The following is a 17,878-nucleotide window of genomic DNA, read 5'->3' as shown; positions in this document are numbered from 1 at the left end:
AGGGAGTCGAACCCTCTCTACGTTTTCTAAGAAGCTGATTTACGCTGGTTTTGGTCAAAGGAAACAAACTCTTGTTACACCTTACTGTATTTCCTAAGTAATAGGAAAGTTCAAATGGTATCGACATTATAAAACAAAGGATCCTTTGAACATTCTACACGGGCTCCGAGTACACATATTGTTTGAAAATAAAATACCCAAATATCAACCCTCTGCATAAACACTGTTATTGTGAAAAACGTATAAAATTGCTTAAAATCGAGCCTATAAAGGTATCGATTTTTGCTTGGAAATCTATGCAATTTTATGGAAGCATTAGTCTTTCGCTTAAATCTTATTAATCACGTCAAAATGCTTCTACGAATGTAAAGTCCTGCTTTTCAGGATAAAAATATTGAAAGCCCACTAAGTCCAATGCTAACTTCTTGGGATAGTTGAATTATTTTTTCGCTTCACCCAAATACCTCACTCACTACTGTTTGGGTTTATTAGCAGTGTGGATAATACAATGTTAAGCTCATAGGGAAGAAAAGAGATATATATGGAACAAAAATTATTTGATATAGAGCTGGCATACTACATACTGTGTTTTGTAGCTGCTTTTGTTCTCTTTTTTAAGCTTCATAAAGATGGGGAGCCTCCATTTGCAGTCTTGGGGTATATAAATCCAGATGCTGCTCAGTCTGCATATGGGAGGTTTTTTGAGGCAATCCTTTTCGCGGCTTTAGGAGCACTAATTGGTACGTTGCTCACCATACCTACATCACCTGCTCAAGCTATCGCAGCAGGCCTAGGATGGACGGGACTTTTGTCTGCAACAAATTCAAGTGGAGGCTGATATGAATAACGATCATGATCAACAGTTAGTTTCCCAGTACGAAAGCATAAAATCTATTCTGAAATCTTTAGAGAAAGATTTTGAGCAAGAGAGCCAAGAATATGAAACTTTTAATAAGGTTTTAAGAAATTACTATGTTCACGAACTTAAGTATAAAGATACAGATAAAGCCAAATATACTGCATTAAAGTTCATTGAAAATAATAAGAATACATTGAAGAAAATTCAGTCTATTGAGAAGCGTGAAAATCGATTGTTTAGCACAACAAGTAATGTCGCGTTGTTGACAACTATTGGTGCAGCGGTATCGGCCTCTTTGGCTCCCGCTCTTGTTGTTCCGGCTGCTGCAATCGCGGCTGTAACTGCATTGGGTGGTTATATTGGAAAGCTAAAATTAGATAATGATGCCAAGGATGAAGCAAAATACCTCATCCAAAAAATGGGTTTGGAAGCCTTGAATGAAGAAGGCTTAGCAAATCAAGTAAGCGGGAGAACAAAAAGCAGAACTCCTTGATTGAAAAGTTACATCGATAGATTAATTTAGCTTCTTCCACTTTCAATGCTTAGTTCAGGTTGATTTGCTCAATCACTTTTAGATGAAAGCCACATCAGTATTCAGCATGTATACCTAACTGCTTATACTGCAGTCATTTAATTCGCTGGGATTCTAACCACAACTGAATACAGTCTTTGAGCCTTTTCTAAATATCCACAAGCTGAATACAGATAAATCTGCATATTCCCCTGATCAGCAATTGTGTGGGTTAACAAACAAAGGACGAAGGAGGTTAAACTTCAAAGCCTCCTATGCGTTGATAGAAAGCGTCGTTTACTACCATTTACCTAGGTTTTGGACTAGAACGCTGTGATTACTCTTCGCGGGCTTCTTGCTGAAGTACGGCTTTGCTTGCAGCGCTAGCAACAGACTTGGTTGACGGCTTAGTTTTATGGCGAGGATGGCTGACGACCATGGCGCCTTCAGGGGATAAATCGAGCTCGAGATCTTCTGCAGGAATACAGCAGCAGGGCAGACACTCATCGGCTTCGAGGTGGGCGAGGGGCTCTGTTAAATAGCTTACGCTGCCACTTAACATGCGGGTTTTACAGCCGCCGCAAAATCCATTGCGGCATTCAGAAAAAATAGTGACCTTTTTCGACTCTAATGCCTGCAACAATGACTCGTGCTGCGCAGTGAAGAGCAGCACGGGTTGACCTTGAAGGCGCACGATAGGCGCCTTAGTAAAGGGATTGTTAGCTTGTCTCAAGCTATTAGCAGCGCGTTGTGTTGATTTAGTCACTATTTTTTATGTTTTTGGTTTAAATAGGCATCTTAAAGATCAAAATCGAGGAACTCATCGCTATCGACGGCTGCATCGATTTGACCGACCAAATAGGATGACACTTCGACTTCCTGCGGCGCCACTTGTACGGCATCGCTTTCTAACCAGTTTTTCATCCATGGTAGCGGGTTCGTTAGCTCAGCGTAAGGCTGTGGCAGGTTAACCGATTTCATGCGTTGGTTTGTGATGAACTCAACGTATTGGCAGAGGATCTGCTCGTTAAGCCCGATCATAGAACCGTCTTTAAACAGGTATTTTGCCCATTCCTTTTCTTGCTCAGCGGCCTTAAGGAACAGGTTGTAGGCTTCCTGTTGACATTCAATGGCGATTTCGGCCATTTCTGGGTCATCTTTACCGCCCTGCATAATCGTGAGGATATGCTGGGTGCTGTTTAAGTGCAGTGCTTCATCGCGGGCAATCAAACGAATGATTTTAGCGTTACCTTCCATCAGCTTGCGCTCGGCAAAGGCGAATGAACAGGCAAAGCTCACGTAGAAGCGAATCGCCTCTAGGGCGTTAACCGACATCATACACAGGTACAGGGCTTTTTTCAGGGTACGAGTGTTGACTTCAATCGGCTCGCCGTCGATGACGTGGGTGCCCGCACCTAACAGGTGATAAATCTGTGTCAGTTTGATCAGGTTATCGTAGTACTCGGCGATGTCGGTCGCGCGGCGCAGAATTTGTTGGTTTTCCACGATATCATCGAAAACGACTGAAGGGTCATTGACGATATTACGGATAATATGGGTGTAAGAGCGTGAGTGAATGGTCTCAGAGAATGACCAAGTTTCAATCCAAGTCTCTAACTCTGGCAACGACACTAACGGCAAAAATGCCACGTTAGGCGAGCGGCCCTGGATAGAATCCAGCAGGGTTTGGTATTTCAGGTTAGAGATGAAGATGTGTTTTTCATGCTCTGGCAGTGCGTTGTAGTCGATTTTATCGCGGCTCACGTCCACTTCTTCTGGACGCCAGAAGAACGACAGTTGCTTTTCGATCAGCTTTTCAAACACTTCATATTTTTGTTGGTCATAACGGGCTACGTTTACCGATTGGCCGAAGAACATAGGTTCGCGGGTAGCATCGTTGGGTGTTTGACAGAATGTAGAGTAGGTCATGGTTCTTTGATTCCAATAAGTCGGGATCCCAAGGGATCCCGCAACCGTTAACAGTGAAGATTAGATCTTACATGCACCGCTGGCGCAGCCGTCGTCTTCTTTCTCTATGTTGGTGATGTCATCGTGTTGATCCGATGCACCATCGCGAGTGTTATGGTAGTACAGCGTTTTAACGCCCAACTTATAGGCATTGAGCAGGTCTTTCAGCAGCGTTTGCATTGGCACTTTACGGCCTTCGAAACGGGCTGGATCATAGTTAGTGTTGGCCGAAATAGCTTGGTCAACAAACTTCTGCATGATACCAACGAGCTGCAGGTAACCGTCGTTGCTTGGCATTTGCCATAACAATTCATAGTTGTGCTTCAGTTCATCGAAATCAGGAACCACTTGTTTTAACTGACCATCTTTACTGGCTTTCACACTGATTAAACCACGTGGCGGCTCGATACCGTTAGTCGCGTTTGAAATCTGTGAAGAGGTTTCAGATGGCATAAGCGCAGACAGGGTAGAGTTACGTAAACCGTACTCTTTAATGTCGCTTCGCAGGCTTTCCCAGTCTAAATGCAATGGCTCGTTGCACACTTTATCGAGATCGCGCTTGTAGGTATCGATTGGCAGAATACCTTGGGCGTAGGTGGTCTCGTTAAATGATGGACATGCGCCTTTTTCCTTCGCCAGTGTCATTGAGGCTTTCAGTAAGTAGTACTGAATCGCTTCAAAGGTCTTGTGGGTCAGGTTGTTTGCACTGCCATCAGAGTATTTCATGCCGTTTTTTGCTAAGTAGTTAGCAAAGTTGATCACGCCAATACCTAAAGTACGACGGTTCATTGATGAAATCTGCGCCGCCTTAATTGGGTAATCTTGATAATCCAAGAGGTTATCCAATGCGCGTACTGCTAAGTCCGCTAATGGCTCAAGCTCGGCTAAATCTTTGATTGCGCCTAAGTTCAATGCCGACAGGGTACACAGGGCGATTTCACCGTTAGGATCGTCAATGTTGTTCAATGGCTTAGTCGGCAGGGCGATCTCAAGACACAGGTTAGATTGTCTGATCGGCGCGACTTTCGAATCGAACGGGCTGTGGGTGTTACAGTGATCCACGTTTTGGATATAGATACGGCCTGTTGAAGCGCGCTCTTGCATCATCAGTGAGAACAAGTCCACGGCTTTTAATGACTTCTTACGAATGCTGCTATCGTTTTCGTATTGCAGATACAGACGCTCGAATTCGCCTTGGTCTTCGAAGAAGGCATCGTACAGGCCTGGTACGTCCGATGGACTGAACAGGCTGATGTTTTCACCCTTGATCAGACGTTGGTACATCAGCTTGTTGAGCTGCACGCCGTAATCTAAGTGACGGATACGGTTATCTTCAACACCACGGTTGTTTTTCAGTACCAGCAGGGATTCCACTTCTAAGTGCCAAATTGGGTAGAAGAGGGTTGCCGCACCGCCACGTACGCCGCCTTGTGAGCAAGATTTTACTGCCGTTTGGAAATACTTGTAGAAAGGCAAGCAACCGGTGTGGAAGGCTTCTCCACCACGGATTGGGCTACCTAAGGCGCGGATACGACCGGCGTTGATACCGATACCCGCACGTTGGCTGACGTATTTCACGATAGACGAGGCTGTCGCGTTGATAGAATCTAGGCTGTCACCACACTCAATCAGTACGCATGAGCTAAACTGACGGGTAGGAGTGCGTACGCCCGCCATAATTGGCGTTGGTAGCGAAATCTTGAAGGTCGACACCGCATCATAGAAATCTTTGATGTAGTTCAGACGGGTTTCACGTGGGTAACGGGCAAACAGACACGCGGCCACCAGAATATACAAAAACTGCGCGCTTTCGTAGATTTCGTGGGTAACACGGTTTTGCACTAAGTACTTGCCTTCTAACTGCTTAACCGCGGCATAGGAGAAGTCCATATCGCGCCAATGGTCGATATAGCTGTCCATGATATCAAGTTCTTCACGGCTGTAGTCTGCGAGGATGTGTGCGTCGTACTTGCCAAGCTCAACCAACTTAGTCACATGATCGTATAACTTTGGCGGCTCAAATTGACCAAAGGCCTTCTTACGCAAATGGAATACGGCTAAACGCGCAGCAAGGAACTGATAATCAGGCGATTCTGGCGAAATCAAATCCGCAGCAGATTTAATGATCGTTTCATGGATCGCTTCAGTTGGAATACCGTCGAAAAACTGTAAATGCGTGCGAAGTTCAACTTCAGAAACAGAAACGTTTTTTAATCCCTTGGCTGCCCAAGTAATTACGCGGTGTATTTTATCGAGATCAATCGTCTCACGAGCACCACAGCGTTTTGTGACTGTCATATTGCTATTCATTGAGGAGAGGCCTTGGTTCTGATATCTGTCTAGGTGAATATTTTCACCCTACGTTTCCTTGTAAAACAATCAACCTGAAAACCCATAATACTGCTGGCGATGGTGAACACTGCCGATTTAGCGGGGAACTTCTAGTGTGTCTGATTGCTACCTATACACAAGATATGGTGTTTTAAAAAATCTAAGATACAAGATAGTGAGGTTTGAGGGCATTTGCAAGCATCAATTCGGGGGGTATCTTGTGGATATCTTGAGGATAATAACAGGGGTTAGTAAAGACTAACCTTGAAGCTCAAATTCTCGTTAGCGTGACCGAATGAAGGGCATTTTTCATACAAAGATTTTGCATGAATCGATCGCTAAAATAAGCAGCGATCGTAAGCCTGATTATTGACAGCGTCAGAATATTGGAATATCTCGCTTACGGTTACTTCGTTAATTGGGCGTTGATTTGCGATAACACCCGGACGATTACCCCTAACAAAAGTGCAATATAAGCCAACATTTATCCATGCTATGCAAACTCGTCAGAGATGCGCTGAAGCTTGCTAAGCCAGAATATGGAACTCTACAGATAGCCTCTGTAGGCACAGCTTTGAAAGAGGTTAATCTTTAAGATGGAGTTACAACCTAATTTCGGCGAACATTATTCATCAGAGCTTGATGTAATCGCGTAGGTGTGGCGAATTGTGCATGGTGAGGCCAAGTATCTGGCTTATCGCTTTCACTCAAATAGCCCCAAAGCGCGACGCCACCTAACATGCCCGCGGCATTCGCAGCGATTAGATCGCGCTCGGCGTCACCTAAATACAAGATGTGCTGCGGCAAACATTGTACCTGCTGCGCCGCGAGCAGCATGGGGGCGGTATGGGGTTTAGCAAAACGGGTGGAGTCGCCACTGATCATCACACTTAGGCGCTGCTCAAGTTTAAGCTTCTTTAATAGTGGGCGGGTAAAGCGGGCGGGTTTGTTGGTAATAACGCCATAGGGCAGTTTAACGGCATCGAACCAATCGAGCATTGACGCTATGCCTTCAAACAACTGGCAATGATCGCCATTAACTTGCTGATAATGATTCAGTAGCCCCTGCTGCACGGCGAGTCTAAGCGCCTCATCGGCATCGGGAATGGCGGCATTAACTAAGGCCATACTGCCATGGGAAGCGGCGCTTCGAAGCTGAGTTTCACTTTGGCTTTGAATGCCGTGATCTTGAAGACTCAGGTTAAGGGCATTGACTAAATCCGGCGCAGTATCGGCGAGTGTGCCGTCGAGATCGAATAAAACCGCGGAAACCTGAGTCAAAGTCATCTTAATCTACCTTTTGGGTGGCAATCATATAGTTGACGTCCACCTTCGGTGTGTATTTAAAGATGCCTGTCAGTGGATTGTAGGTAATGCCAATGGCATCGCGGCAGATAAGGTCGGTATTGTCGACCAGTGCAATCAGCTCAGATGGCTTGATGAACTTATTATGATCATGGGTGCCAACGGGTAACATCTTTAATAGGTACTCGGCGCCGATAATGGTTTCGACAAAGGCCTTAAGGTTACGGTTGATGGTGGAGAAAAACACAAAGCCACCGGGCTTGACCATATCACAGCAGGCTTGGATAACAGATTGCGGATCTGGCACATGCTCGAGCATCTCCATACAGGTCACTACATCGTAGTATTCACGGTGATCTTCCCTGTGGGCCTCAGCGGTGTTTTTCACATAATTAATACTCACGCCCGTTTCCAGTGCATGTAGACGCGCCACTTCTAAGGGCTCTTCACCCATATCAAGGCCATCTACCTCAGCACCAATACGGGCCATGCTTTCAGACAAAATGCCGCCACCACAGCCAACATCGAGCACCTTCTTGCCAAAAATGCCACCGGCGGTCTGATCGATGTAATTTAATCGCAGCGGGTTTAATAGATGAAGGGGCTTAAATTCGCCGTTGAGATCCCACCACGTTTCGGCCATACGTTCAAATTTCGCGATTTCCTGTGGGTCTACATTGCTGTTGTGTTGCATCTTCGTACCTAAAGCGGCTGTATAGTGGCGCTATTATAACGACTGCGGGTGATAAACACAGCATAAGCACAATCTAAGTCTTTGTGGTTGAGTGAAATTTCAGCAATTGTGCGGCTTATTTATCGAAGTTGAGACTTTAAACGCAATTTCTGCTGACAGAATAAGCAGGCTTTTACCTAAATCGTCCAAACCCTAACCAATTTTTATGGCCTTAAATGCCCATTTTGACAGTGTTTTCATCTATTAAGCTACAACCTTTGCATTTCACCGTGCTTAGGTCTAGCGACATTAAATAACTGTGTTAGAATGCCAAATCACGTTTTTGGGCCGCTCAATGATACGGATTATACGTTGTCGGCTAATTTTCAGGGGAACGAGCAGTTTATGACTGATCTGGCATCATCTATTTCGCCAATTAATATCGAAGACGAACTAAAGAATTCGTACCTTGATTACGCCATGAGCGTCATCGTGGGTCGTGCATTACCAGACGTGCGTGATGGCCTCAAGCCTGTGCATCGCCGCGTGCTGTTTGCCATGAGTGAATTAAAGAACGATTGGAACAAGCCGTATAAAAAGTCTGCCCGTGTAGTCGGTGACGTCATCGGTAAATATCACCCCCATGGTGACTCGGCGGTATACGACACTATCGTTCGTATGGCTCAGCCTTTCTCACTGCGTTACACCTTAGTAGACGGACAAGGAAACTTCGGTTCGGTCGACGGTGACTCCGCAGCGGCAATGCGTTATACCGAAATCCGCATGGATAAGTTAGCGCACCAACTCCTTGCCGATCTTGAAAAAGAAACCGTGGACTATGTGCCTAACTATGATGGCACAGAACAAATTCCTGCGGTGTTGCCAACCCGTGTGCCTAACCTGTTAATCAACGGTTCATCGGGTATTGCGGTTGGTATGGCGACAAACATTCCGCCACACAACTTAACCGAGGTGGTCAAAGGCTGCTTAGCCTTAATCGCCGATCCTGCGCTGTCAATCGAACAGTTAATGGAATACATCCCAGGTCCTGACTTCCCAACCGCAGCGATTATCAACGGCCGTAAGGGCATTATCGATGCTTATAAGACAGGCCGTGGCCGTGCTGTCATGCGCGCCCTTGCAGAAATCGAAACCGAAGATAACGGCCGTGAACGCATCATCGTCACCGAAATTCCTTATCAAGTGAACAAGGCCAAACTCATCGAGAAAATCGCTGAGCTGGTTAAAGATAAGAAGATTGAAGGGATTAGCGGTCTGCGTGACGAGTCTGATAAAGACGGTATGCGTATCGTTATTGAAATTAAGCGCGGTGAGGTGGGTGAAGTTGTGCTGAACAACCTTTACGCACAAACCCAAATGCAGTGCTCTTTTGGTATCAACATGGTGGCCCTGACTAACGGTCAGCCTAAGTTGTTTAACCTGAAAGAAATGCTCGAGTGCTTTATTCTTCACCGCCGTGAAGTGGTCACTCGCCGTACTGTATTCGAACTGCGTAAGGCCCGTGAACGTGCCCATATCCTTGAGGCATTAGCGGTTGCGCTTGCCAACATCGACCCGATTATTGCGCTGATCAAAGCCTCGCCAACCCCAGCAGATGCCAAAGTTAAACTGGTTGAACAGGGCTGGGCACTGGGCCATGTTCAGGGCATGCTTGAGAAAGCTGGTGATGATGCCGCCCGCCCAGAATGGCTAGAGCCAGAATTTGGGATCCGTGATGGCTTATATTACCTAACCGAGCAACAGGCTCAGGCGATTCTAGAGCTACGCTTACACCGTTTAACCGGTCTTGAGCACGATAAAATCATCGCCGAATACGAAGAACTGCTCGAATTCATCGCAGGTCTACTGTTTATTCTGCGAAGCCCAGAGCGTTTGATGGAAGTGATCAAAGAAGAGCTAGAAGAAATTCTGGCCGAATACGGCGATGCCCGCCGCACGGTGATCAACGCCAACGAAATTGATATGAGTCTTGAAGACTTAATCAACGAAGAAGACGTCGTCGTCACTTTGTCGCACTTAGGCTACGCCAAGTACCAACCGCTGAGCGATTACCAAGCCCAGCGCCGTGGTGGTAAGGGTAAAGCCGCAACTAAGGTGAAAGACGAAGATTTCGTTGAAAAACTGCTGGTTGCTAACACCCACGATACCATTCTGTGCTTCTCAGATTTTGGTAAGATGTACTGGCTCAAGGTATATCAATTACCACTGGCGAGCCGCACATCCCGCGGTCGTCCGATTGTTAACTTACTGCCGCTGTCCGATGGTGAACGTATTACTGCGATTCTGCCGGTGCGTGAATACGCAGAAGATAAGTACATCATTATGGCGACCTCTAACGGTACCGTGAAGAAGACGGCACTGACGGCTTACAGCAACCCACGTGCAAACGGCATTATTGCCGTGAACCTGAAAGACGGTGACCAACTGATCGGTGTCGATATCACCAACGGTGACGATGAGATCATGTTGTTCTCGAACGAAGGTAAAGTGGTTCGCTTTAAAGAAGGCGAAGAAGTTGCCGTCGTCGATGAAAACGGTAACCCAGTATTAGACGAAGAAGGCAATCCACAGATCAACTTCAAGGGCGTGCGTCCGATGGGTCGCGGCGCGACCGGTGTTCGCGGTATCAAGCTTGAAGAAGGCCAAAAAGTCGTATCGCTTATCGTACCTAAGGGCGATGGCGCTATCTTAACCGTCACTGAAAATGGTTACGGTAAACGTACTGAGTTATCTGAATATCCATCTAAGAGCCGTGCCACTAAAGGTGTGGTGTCGATTAAGGTGAGTGAGCGTAACGGTGCGGTTGTGGGTGCGGTTCAAGTTGGTGGCAATGATGAAATCATGCTGATCAGCGACAAGGGAACGCTTGTGCGTACTCCAGCGAACGGTGTGTCTATCATCGGTCGTAACACCCAAGGCGTGACTATCATCCGCACTGCAAGTGACGAGAAAGTGGTTGGCTTACAACGTATCGATGAAATCCAGGGTGACGAAGATGACGTCGAGCTGGATGAAAACGGCAACCCAATCGTGCCCGTTGCAGTGGAAGGTGATTCTGTTCAAGAAGAGCCAGAAGCGTTAGATGACGAACTGGATGAAGAGTTAGAAGAAGACGAAGCGCTTGACGACGAGCAAGACGAAGACTAATTCTTAAGCCTTAAAACGAGCGTCCAATTGGGCGCTCGTTTTTTTCGTGGCAACGTTCTATTTTATGAATTCAAAAATCATGGTTGTAAAAAAGGAGAGGGGCTGTGAGCGCGATTTATAATTTCTGTGCGGGACCTGCAATGTTACCCCAAGCGGTAATGAAGAAAGCACAACAGGAATTACTCGATTGGAATGGTCTTGGCGTATCCGTTATGGAAGTAAGCCATAGAGGTAAGGAATTTATCGCGTTAGCCGAGCAGTCCGAAGCGGATTTACGTGAACTGATGAATATCCCTGACAATTACCATGTGCTATTTATGCATGGCGGTGGTCGTGGCCAGTTTTCCGCTATTGTGAATAATTTTCTTGGCGACAATGGCCGTGCTTTGTATTTGCTTAGCGGTCAATGGTCATCATCGGCCTTTACTGAAGCGCAAAAACTAGCGGGTGAAGCCCAGATTGATAGCCTGAATATTGTTGAAAAACACAATGGTCTCAATGCAGTAGTCATTCCTGATCTCCATAAATTTGATGCGGATTATCGCTATGTGCACTACTGTCCGAATGAGACAGTAGATGGCATCGAAATTTTTGATGAGTTAGACAGTCCATGGCCTGTTATCGCCGATTTATCCTCAACGATTATGTCTCGCGAGATTGATGTCAGCCGTTACGGCTTAATCTACGCGGGCGCGCAGAAGAACATTGGTCCTTCGGGTTTATCTATCGTTATCGTCCGTGACGATATGCTAAAACTGCCTACTCTGACGCAATCTTCCATCATGGATTACCGCGTGGCAGTGGAATTTGACTCCATGTTTAATACCCCGCCGACCTTTGCTTGGTATCTGGCCGCTGAAGTGTTTGCTTGGCTTAAATCTATCGGTGGTGTGGCTAGCATTGCAGAAATCAACAAGCAAAAAGCGCAGATGCTGTATGCGTGCATCGACGCTAACCCATTCTATAAAAATGGTGTGGTTGCGGCTAACCGCTCGAAAATGAACGTGACTTTCCAACTGAGTGACGAGTCGCTCGATGGTGAGTTTTTAAAGCAGGCGCAGGCGGCGGGATTACTTGCGCTTAAAGGTCACCGTATTGTCGGCGGCATGCGTGCTAGCCTTTACAATGCGATGCCACTCGAAGGTGTGGTTGCGCTCGTTAGCTTTATGAATGACTTTGCGGCGAAGCACAGCAAATAAGCATTTAGTACCGACATTTGTCGGTTACTTTTGTTTTAAGAAATGAGCCTAAATAAATTAATAGGGCACTTAGATAACTGAGTCTAAGTGCCCTTATTTTTCACTTAATGTTTAAGTGAATGTTGAGTGAAGCACGTTAAGTTACACCGCAAAAAAACTGCTTAACGAAAAAAACGAATGCCAAGGCATTCGTTTTTTGTGACTTTATTTAACTTTAAATCAAGGTGTTAATACTTGGGTGTTATAAAACTTTAGCAATCGATTGCGCTAGATAATCAACGTTATCTTCGCTGATCCCCGCGATGCTGATACGGCTCGAACCCACCATATAAATGCTAAATTCTTTTTTCAGGCGCTCAACTTGCTCTGGATTGACGCCAAGGAAAGAGAACATCCCTTTCTGACGGGCGATAAAGCTGAAATCACGGTCAACGCCATTGGCTTTCAGTTTATCCACCAGAATGGCACGGTTACCGTTAATGCGATCGCGCATCACTTGCAGCTCTGCTAACCATTCTTGCTTGAGTTCAGCAGACTCAAGAATCGTCTCAACAATCGCCGCACCGTGGGCAGGTGGCATCGAGTAGAGGCAGCGCACTACGTACAGCAGTACCGATTGGGCGATATCGGCACGTGCTGCATCTTTGGCAATCACAGAGCATGAACCGATACGCTCACGGTATAGGCCAAAGTTTTTAGAGCATGAACTACAGAGGATCATGTTATCAACGGCTGCCGCCATTTGACGGACACCGTAGGCATCGATATCCACACCATCACCAAAACCTTGGTAGGCCATGTCGATAAGTGGCGTAAAGCCTTGCTGTTTGGTCAGCGCCACCACTTTATCCCATTGTTCGGTCGTGAGATCCATCCCACTTGGGTTATGGCAGCAGGCGTGCAGTAACACGACATCGTCTGCACCGATTTGAGACAGGGCTGTTAACATCTCATCGAACTTTAATGACTTAGTATCATAGTCATAGTATGGATACGTTTTAACCGTAATCCCCGCCGCTTCGAACAGACCCACATGATTTGCCCAGGTTGGATCGCTCACCCACAGCACCGAATTGGGATTACAGCGTTTGATAAAGTCACCGGCAACACGAAGGGCGCCAGTACCACCTGGGGTCGATACGGTGCGAATACGATTAGCGAGAATCGCGCTGTGATCTTCGCCGAAGGCAAGTTCAGTCATTAAGGAATTGAATTTAGCTGAACCTGTCGGGCCGATGTAGACTTTTGTAGTTTCGGTATCTAAACGGAATTTCTCCGCTTTTTTCACGCAATTAAGGATGGGGGTGTTGCCCGCAGGATCCTTATAGACGCCGACACCTAAATCGATTTTTTGTGGGTGAGTGTCTTCGCGGTATTGTGTCAGCAGGCCGAGGATTGGATCCGCAGGCATTGCGATCAGAGAATTAAACATGGTTCCATCTACCTTTATGATTATTTAGCAAGAATGAGTTAGCAACATCAAAAATGGCATGTGATATGCGTTATTTTCCTTTAAAGCTAGAATAGCGTGTAAAGATCCCTAATTTAAAGTAAAAACTGTAACTAACGGCTAACTAAACTGGCAAAAAAGCCTGCCAAATTTGGTCGAAAATCACTAATTTGGCCTTAATAATGTGTATTTTTGTCATTTTTAAACTGCTTAGAACCATTTTTTAGCGTTAAAACCCATTTATTATAAAAAAACGGTTGAATCCTTTGCCACTATCGGTAATTTTATAACGACGAAGCACCAACAAGGCCCTTAATCTCCTTTTATTTGTAACTCTAACTTGACGCCCTCGGTTGACCTACAACCGCGTTGAGTTGTCAATTTACGTATTCAGCCCGCGTATCTAGTGATAACGCCATAAGAGAAAGAAGATTTATTCATGAAGCAATTACGTCTTGAACCTGTTGTGCAAGTCAGTGGTGAAGTCAACATTCCTGGCTCGAAAAGTATTTCTAACCGCGCCTTGTTATTAGCGACCTTAGCCAAGGGTACGACCACACTGACCAATTTGCTTGACTCCGATGATATTCGCCATATGTTGGCGTCGCTAAAACAGTTAGGTGTCGATTACCGCTTATCGCAAAATAATACCATCTGTGAATTGACGGGTTTAGGTGGCGTGATTTCATCTGATACCGCTCAAACCCTATTTTTAGGCAATGCGGGTACCGCCATGCGTCCATTATGCGCCGCGTTAACCTTAGGTCAGGGCCAATTTACCCTAACGGGTGAGCCGCGAATGGAAGAGCGTCCGATTGGCGATCTCGTCGATGCCTTAAGACAACTCGGCGCTAATGTGGACTACCTTAAAAATGAGGGCTTTCCGCCACTGACCATCAACGCGACGGGCTTAAGTGGTGGCAATGTTGAAATTGCAGGGGATTTATCGAGTCAGTTTTTAACGGCACTATTAATGGTGGCGCCCCTTGCTAAAGACAGCGTCAATATCCATGTAAAAGGTGAACTGGTATCAAAGCCTTATATCGATATTACTCTGGCACTGATGGCGCAATTTGGGGTTAAGGTGATTAACCATGACTACGCCCGCTTTGAAATCCCCTCAGGTCAACAATATGTATCACCGGGTAGAGTGTTAGTTGAAGGTGATGCTTCGTCTGCTTCGTACTTTTTGGCGGCAGGCGCCATTAAGGGCGGTGAGGTAAAGGTGACTGGGGTTGGCCGTTTAAGTATCCAGGGTGATGTTAAATTTGCCGATGTGCTCGAAAAAATGGGCGCCGATATCGAGTGGGGTGATGATTACATTATTGCCCGCGGCGCCCCCCTTAAGGCGGTGGATTTAGATATGAACCATATTCCCGATGCGGCGATGACCATTGCTACCGCGGCACTGTTCGCAGAAGGCACGACCACTATTCGTAATATCTATAACTGGCGGATTAAGGAAACCGACCGCTTAGCGGCGATGGCAACAGAATTACGTAAAGTGGGCGCGTTAGTGGAAGAAGGGCACGATTATATTCAAATCACCCCGCCGGAAACACTCAATACTGCGGAGATTGATACCTATAACGATCACCGCATGGCGATGTGTTTTTCGATGATGGCCTTTGCCGATTGTGGCATCACGATAAACGATCCTGACTGCACCTCAAAGACCTTCCCAGATTACTTCGCCCAGTTTGCGCGTCTGCACGCCTAAATTCGGCATCCTTAAGAAAAGTTTACAAAGCCGCTGCTTAGCGGCTTTTTTACTTCATAAAATTTCCACGGATTTTATTTGTAATTTATTGTACAATGCGGCGCGCTCATTTTCGGGGCTCAATCAATGAACTCACGGATGATGATTATTTTTTGCGGAGGAAAATATGTCTGAAAGGGCTCCTGTAGTCACAATCGACGGCCCAAGCGGTGCTGGTAAAGGGACAATTAGCCAATTGTTGGCTAAGAAACTTGGTTGGCAACTTCTTGATAGCGGTGCAATTTACCGAGTACTTGCGCTAGCCGCAATTCATCACAATGTTGAACTGGAAAATGAAGAATCCATTACCTTGCTCGCGTCACACCTTGATGTGAAATTCCTCACGGGTAATGATACCGATCCGGTTCAAGTGATTTTAGAAGGTGAGGATGTCACCACAGCGATTCGTACCCAAGAGTGCTCAAATGCTGCCTCAAAAGTTGCGGCCTTCCCAAGGGTAAGGGAAGCGCTATTACGCCGCCAACGAGCCTTCAGGGCAGTACCTGGATTAATCGCCGATGGCCGTGACATGGGAACAGTTGTTTTCCCTACGGCATCGGCTAAATTATATTTGACTGCTTCAGCTGAGGAACGGGCCCAAAGACGCTATAATCAGTTGCAGGACAAGGGCTTCGATGTTAATATCGAGCGCCTTTTAGCTGAGATTATCGAACGTGATGACCGCGATATGAATCGACCTGTGGCCCCTTTGGTCCCAGCCGAAGATGCGCTCATTATCGATACCAGTGACAAAAGCATTGACCAAGTACTTGAGCTCGCGCTCAATTACATCAACGAAAAATTATCCAACGTTAACTAAGTATTTTTAGCTAAGTTATTGACTGGATAGGCATTCGTATTATGGATGATACGGATTATTTGACTGACTCCACGTCTAGGATTGACTGTGGTTTATTACATTAAAGTAACTTAAACATGACTGAATCTTTTGCTGATCTATTTGAACAATCCCTTCAAACTCTGGAATTCCGTCCAGGTTCTATCGTTCGTGGTACTGTTGTTGCTATCGAAAACGGTATGGTACTGGTTGACGCGGGCCTGAAGTCTGAAAGCCCAATCCCAGCTGAACAATTCAAAAACGCTCAAGGCGTTTTAGAAATCGCAGTGGGTGATGAAGTTGACGTAGCTCTTGACTCTGTTGAAGATGGCTTCGGTGAGACTCAACTGTCTCGCGAAAAAGCGAAACGTCACGAAGCTTGGATCGTTCTGGAAAAAGCTTACGAAGATGCTGAAACTGTAATCGGTATCATCAATGGTAAAGTGAAAGGCGGTTTCACTGTTGAATTAAACGGTATCCGTGCCTTCTTACCAGGTTCTCTAGTTGACGTGCGCCCAGTTCGCGACACCGCTCACTTAGAGTACAAAGAATTAGAATTCAAAGTTATCAAACTAGACCAGAAGCGTAACAACGTTGTTGTTTCTCGTCGTGCAGTTATCGAATCAGAAAGCAGCGCTGAGCGTGATGCACTGTTAGAAAACCTGCAAGAAGGTCAAGCAGTTAAAGGTATCGTTAAGAACCTGACTGACTACGGTGCATTCGTAGATTTAGGTGGTGTTGACGGTCTATTACATATCACTGATATGGCATGGAAACGCGTTAAACACCCATCTGAAATCGTCAACGTTGGTGACGAAATCAACGTTAAAGTTCTGAAGTACGATCGTGAGCGCACTCGTGTGTCTTTAGGTCTGAAACAACTTGGCGAAGATCCATGGTTAGAAATCAGCAAACGCTACCCAGAAAACACTAAGTTAACTGGTCGCGTAACTAACCTGACTGACTACGGCTGTTTCGTTGAAATCGAAGAAGGCGTTGAAGGTTTAGTTCACGTTTCTGAAATGGATTGGACTAACAAGAACATTCACCCATCTAAAGTGGTTAACTTAGGTGATGAAGTTGAAGTTCTGGTTCTGGACATCGATGAAGAGCGTCGTCGTATTTCTCTTGGTCTGAAGCAATGTAAGACCAACCCATGGGATGACTTCGCAACTCGTTACAACAAAGGCGACAAGGTTTCTGGTAAGATCAAGTCAATCACTGACTTCGGTATCTTCATCGGTCTTGACGGCGGTATCGATGGTTTAGTTCACCTGTCTGACATTTCTTGGAACGGTACTGGCGAAGACGCAGTTTCTGAATACAAGAAAGGCGACGAAATCCACGCAGTGGTTCTTTCTGTTGACCCAGAGCGTGAGCGTATCAGCTTAGGCGTTAAGCAAACTGAAGACGATCCATTCAACGCTTACTTAGCTGACAAGAAGAAAGGTACTATCGTAAACGGTACTGTTTCTGCTGTTGATGCTAAAGGTGTTACTGTTGAACTGGCTGACACTGTTGAAGGTTACATCCGTGTAGCTGACATCAGCCGTGAGCGCATCGAAGATGCATCTACTGTTTACGCAGTAGGTGATGCTATCGAAGCTAAGTTCATGGGTGTTGACCGTAAGAACCGTTCTATCAGCCTGTCAATCAAAGCGAAAGACGAAGCTGAAGAAAAAGAAGTAATGGCGACCTTGAATAAACAAGAAGACGCTGTTATTAGTAATGCTATGGCTGAAGCGTTTAAAGCAGCTCGCAAATAATCGCCTGTTGTTTGGGGAGTTTTCTCCCCTTTAAAGGCGTCTGTGTTTGGC

General features: G+C 46.0%; 13 protein-coding genes. 7 read left to right on the top strand and 6 right to left on the bottom strand.

The window, feature by feature from the left end:
- Window positions 1-541 precede the first annotated feature (541 nt).
- Both K0H61_RS09215 and K0H61_RS09210 read left to right on the top strand, forming a co-directional pair.
- On the top strand, window positions 542-838 hold the full coding sequence (locus tag K0H61_RS09215; RefSeq protein ID WP_220048814.1) for a hypothetical protein: 297 nt from the start codon (window positions 542-544) through the stop codon (window positions 836-838).
- A 1-nt stretch (window position 839) separates the two neighbouring features.
- Window positions 840-1,352 (top strand): hypothetical protein, encoded by a 513-nt coding sequence (locus K0H61_RS09210; RefSeq protein ID WP_220048813.1) that lies wholly within the window; start codon window positions 840-842, stop codon window positions 1,350-1,352.
- A 355-nt stretch (window positions 1,353-1,707) separates the two neighbouring features.
- Here the strand turns inward: K0H61_RS09210 and yfaE are convergent, their stop codons facing one another.
- The 5 genes from yfaE to ubiG all read right to left on the bottom strand — a co-directional run bounded on the left by yfaE (window position 1,708) and on the right by ubiG (window position 7,668).
- Window positions 1,708-2,136, bottom strand: a complete 429-nt coding sequence (yfaE, locus tag K0H61_RS09205; RefSeq protein ID WP_258405931.1) for a class I ribonucleotide reductase maintenance protein YfaE — start codon at window positions 2,134-2,136, stop codon at window positions 1,708-1,710.
- A 32-nt stretch (window positions 2,137-2,168) separates the two neighbouring features.
- Window positions 2,169-3,299, bottom strand: coding sequence for a class Ia ribonucleoside-diphosphate reductase subunit beta (gene nrdB, locus K0H61_RS09200; RefSeq protein ID WP_220048811.1), 1,131 nt, complete (start codon window positions 3,297-3,299; stop codon window positions 2,169-2,171).
- 60 nt (window positions 3,300-3,359) lie between these two features.
- Complete coding sequence (nrdA, locus tag K0H61_RS09195; RefSeq protein ID WP_220048809.1) at window positions 3,360-5,648, bottom strand: class 1a ribonucleoside-diphosphate reductase subunit alpha; 2,289 nt, start codon at window positions 5,646-5,648, stop codon at window positions 3,360-3,362.
- A gap of 630 nt (window positions 5,649-6,278) precedes the next feature.
- Entirely contained in the window at window positions 6,279-6,956 is a 678-nt protein-coding gene (locus K0H61_RS09190; protein ID WP_220048807.1) for an HAD family hydrolase, read from the bottom strand.
- A 1-nt stretch (window position 6,957) separates the two neighbouring features.
- Window positions 6,958-7,668: a bifunctional 2-polyprenyl-6-hydroxyphenol methylase/3-demethylubiquinol 3-O-methyltransferase UbiG gene (gene ubiG, locus K0H61_RS09185; RefSeq protein ID WP_220048806.1), complete on the bottom strand. Its 711-nt coding sequence runs from the start codon at window positions 7,666-7,668 to the stop codon at window positions 6,958-6,960.
- A gap of 384 nt (window positions 7,669-8,052) precedes the next feature.
- Here ubiG and gyrA point away from each other — a divergent pair, with 384 nt between their 5' ends.
- Together gyrA and serC are read left to right on the top strand one after the other, a co-directional pair.
- Complete coding sequence (gene gyrA, locus K0H61_RS09180; protein WP_220048804.1) at window positions 8,053-10,815, top strand: DNA gyrase subunit A; 2,763 nt, start codon at window positions 8,053-8,055, stop codon at window positions 10,813-10,815.
- Between the two features lie 104 nt (window positions 10,816-10,919).
- A complete protein-coding gene (gene serC, locus K0H61_RS09175; protein WP_220048802.1) occupies window positions 10,920-12,014 on the top strand; it encodes a 3-phosphoserine/phosphohydroxythreonine transaminase in 1,095 nt (364 codons plus the stop codon).
- A 241-nt stretch (window positions 12,015-12,255) separates the two neighbouring features.
- Here the strand turns inward: serC and K0H61_RS09170 are convergent, their stop codons facing one another.
- Complete coding sequence (locus K0H61_RS09170; protein ID WP_220048801.1) at window positions 12,256-13,446, bottom strand: amino acid aminotransferase; 1,191 nt, start codon at window positions 13,444-13,446, stop codon at window positions 12,256-12,258.
- A gap of 457 nt (window positions 13,447-13,903) precedes the next feature.
- Here K0H61_RS09170 and aroA point away from each other — a divergent pair, with 457 nt between their 5' ends.
- The 3 genes from aroA to rpsA all read left to right on the top strand — a co-directional run bounded on the left by aroA (window position 13,904) and on the right by rpsA (window position 17,827).
- Complete coding sequence (gene aroA / locus K0H61_RS09165) at window positions 13,904-15,184, top strand: 3-phosphoshikimate 1-carboxyvinyltransferase (RefSeq protein ID WP_220048799.1); 1,281 nt, start codon at window positions 13,904-13,906, stop codon at window positions 15,182-15,184.
- Window positions 15,185-15,350: 166 nt separating this feature from the next.
- On the top strand, window positions 15,351-16,043 hold the full coding sequence (gene cmk / locus K0H61_RS09160) for a (d)CMP kinase (protein ID WP_220048798.1): 693 nt from the start codon (window positions 15,351-15,353) through the stop codon (window positions 16,041-16,043).
- A 116-nt stretch (window positions 16,044-16,159) separates the two neighbouring features.
- Window positions 16,160-17,827, top strand: coding sequence for a 30S ribosomal protein S1 (gene rpsA / locus K0H61_RS09155; protein ID WP_089067834.1), 1,668 nt, complete (start codon window positions 16,160-16,162; stop codon window positions 17,825-17,827).
- The last annotated feature ends 51 nt before the right edge of the window (window positions 17,828-17,878 follow it).

The organism is Shewanella acanthi (assembly GCF_019457475.1).
GTDB lineage: Bacteria > Pseudomonadota > Gammaproteobacteria > Enterobacterales > Shewanellaceae > Shewanella > Shewanella acanthi.
This window is presented reverse-complemented; position numbering and strand designations above follow the sequence as displayed.

Excerpts from the sequence above, each read along its gene's own strand:
- rpsA (WP_089067834.1), top strand. The coding sequence starts at position 16,160 with ATGACTGAATCTTTTGCTGATCTATTTGAACAATCCCTTCAAACTCTG.
- gyrA (WP_220048804.1), top strand. The coding sequence starts at position 8,053 with ATGACTGATCTGGCATCATCTATTTCGCCAATTAATATCGAAGACGAA.
- ubiG (WP_220048806.1), bottom strand. The coding sequence starts at position 7,668 with ATGCAACACAACAGCAATGTAGACCCACAGGAAATCGCGAAATTTGAA.
- nrdA (WP_220048809.1), bottom strand. The coding sequence starts at position 5,648 with ATGAATAGCAATATGACAGTCACAAAACGCTGTGGTGCTCGTGAGACG.
- K0H61_RS09215 (WP_220048814.1), top strand. The coding sequence starts at position 542 with ATGGAACAAAAATTATTTGATATAGAGCTGGCATACTACATACTGTGT.
- K0H61_RS09210 (WP_220048813.1), top strand. The coding sequence starts at position 840 with ATGAATAACGATCATGATCAACAGTTAGTTTCCCAGTACGAAAGCATA.
- nrdB (WP_220048811.1), bottom strand. The coding sequence starts at position 3,299 with ATGACCTACTCTACATTCTGTCAAACACCCAACGATGCTACCCGCGAA.
- aroA (WP_220048799.1), top strand. The coding sequence starts at position 13,904 with ATGAAGCAATTACGTCTTGAACCTGTTGTGCAAGTCAGTGGTGAAGTC.
- K0H61_RS09170 (WP_220048801.1), bottom strand. The coding sequence starts at position 13,446 with ATGTTTAATTCTCTGATCGCAATGCCTGCGGATCCAATCCTCGGCCTG.
- K0H61_RS09190 (WP_220048807.1), bottom strand. The coding sequence starts at position 6,956 with ATGACTTTGACTCAGGTTTCCGCGGTTTTATTCGATCTCGACGGCACA.
- cmk (WP_220048798.1), top strand. The coding sequence starts at position 15,351 with ATGTCTGAAAGGGCTCCTGTAGTCACAATCGACGGCCCAAGCGGTGCT.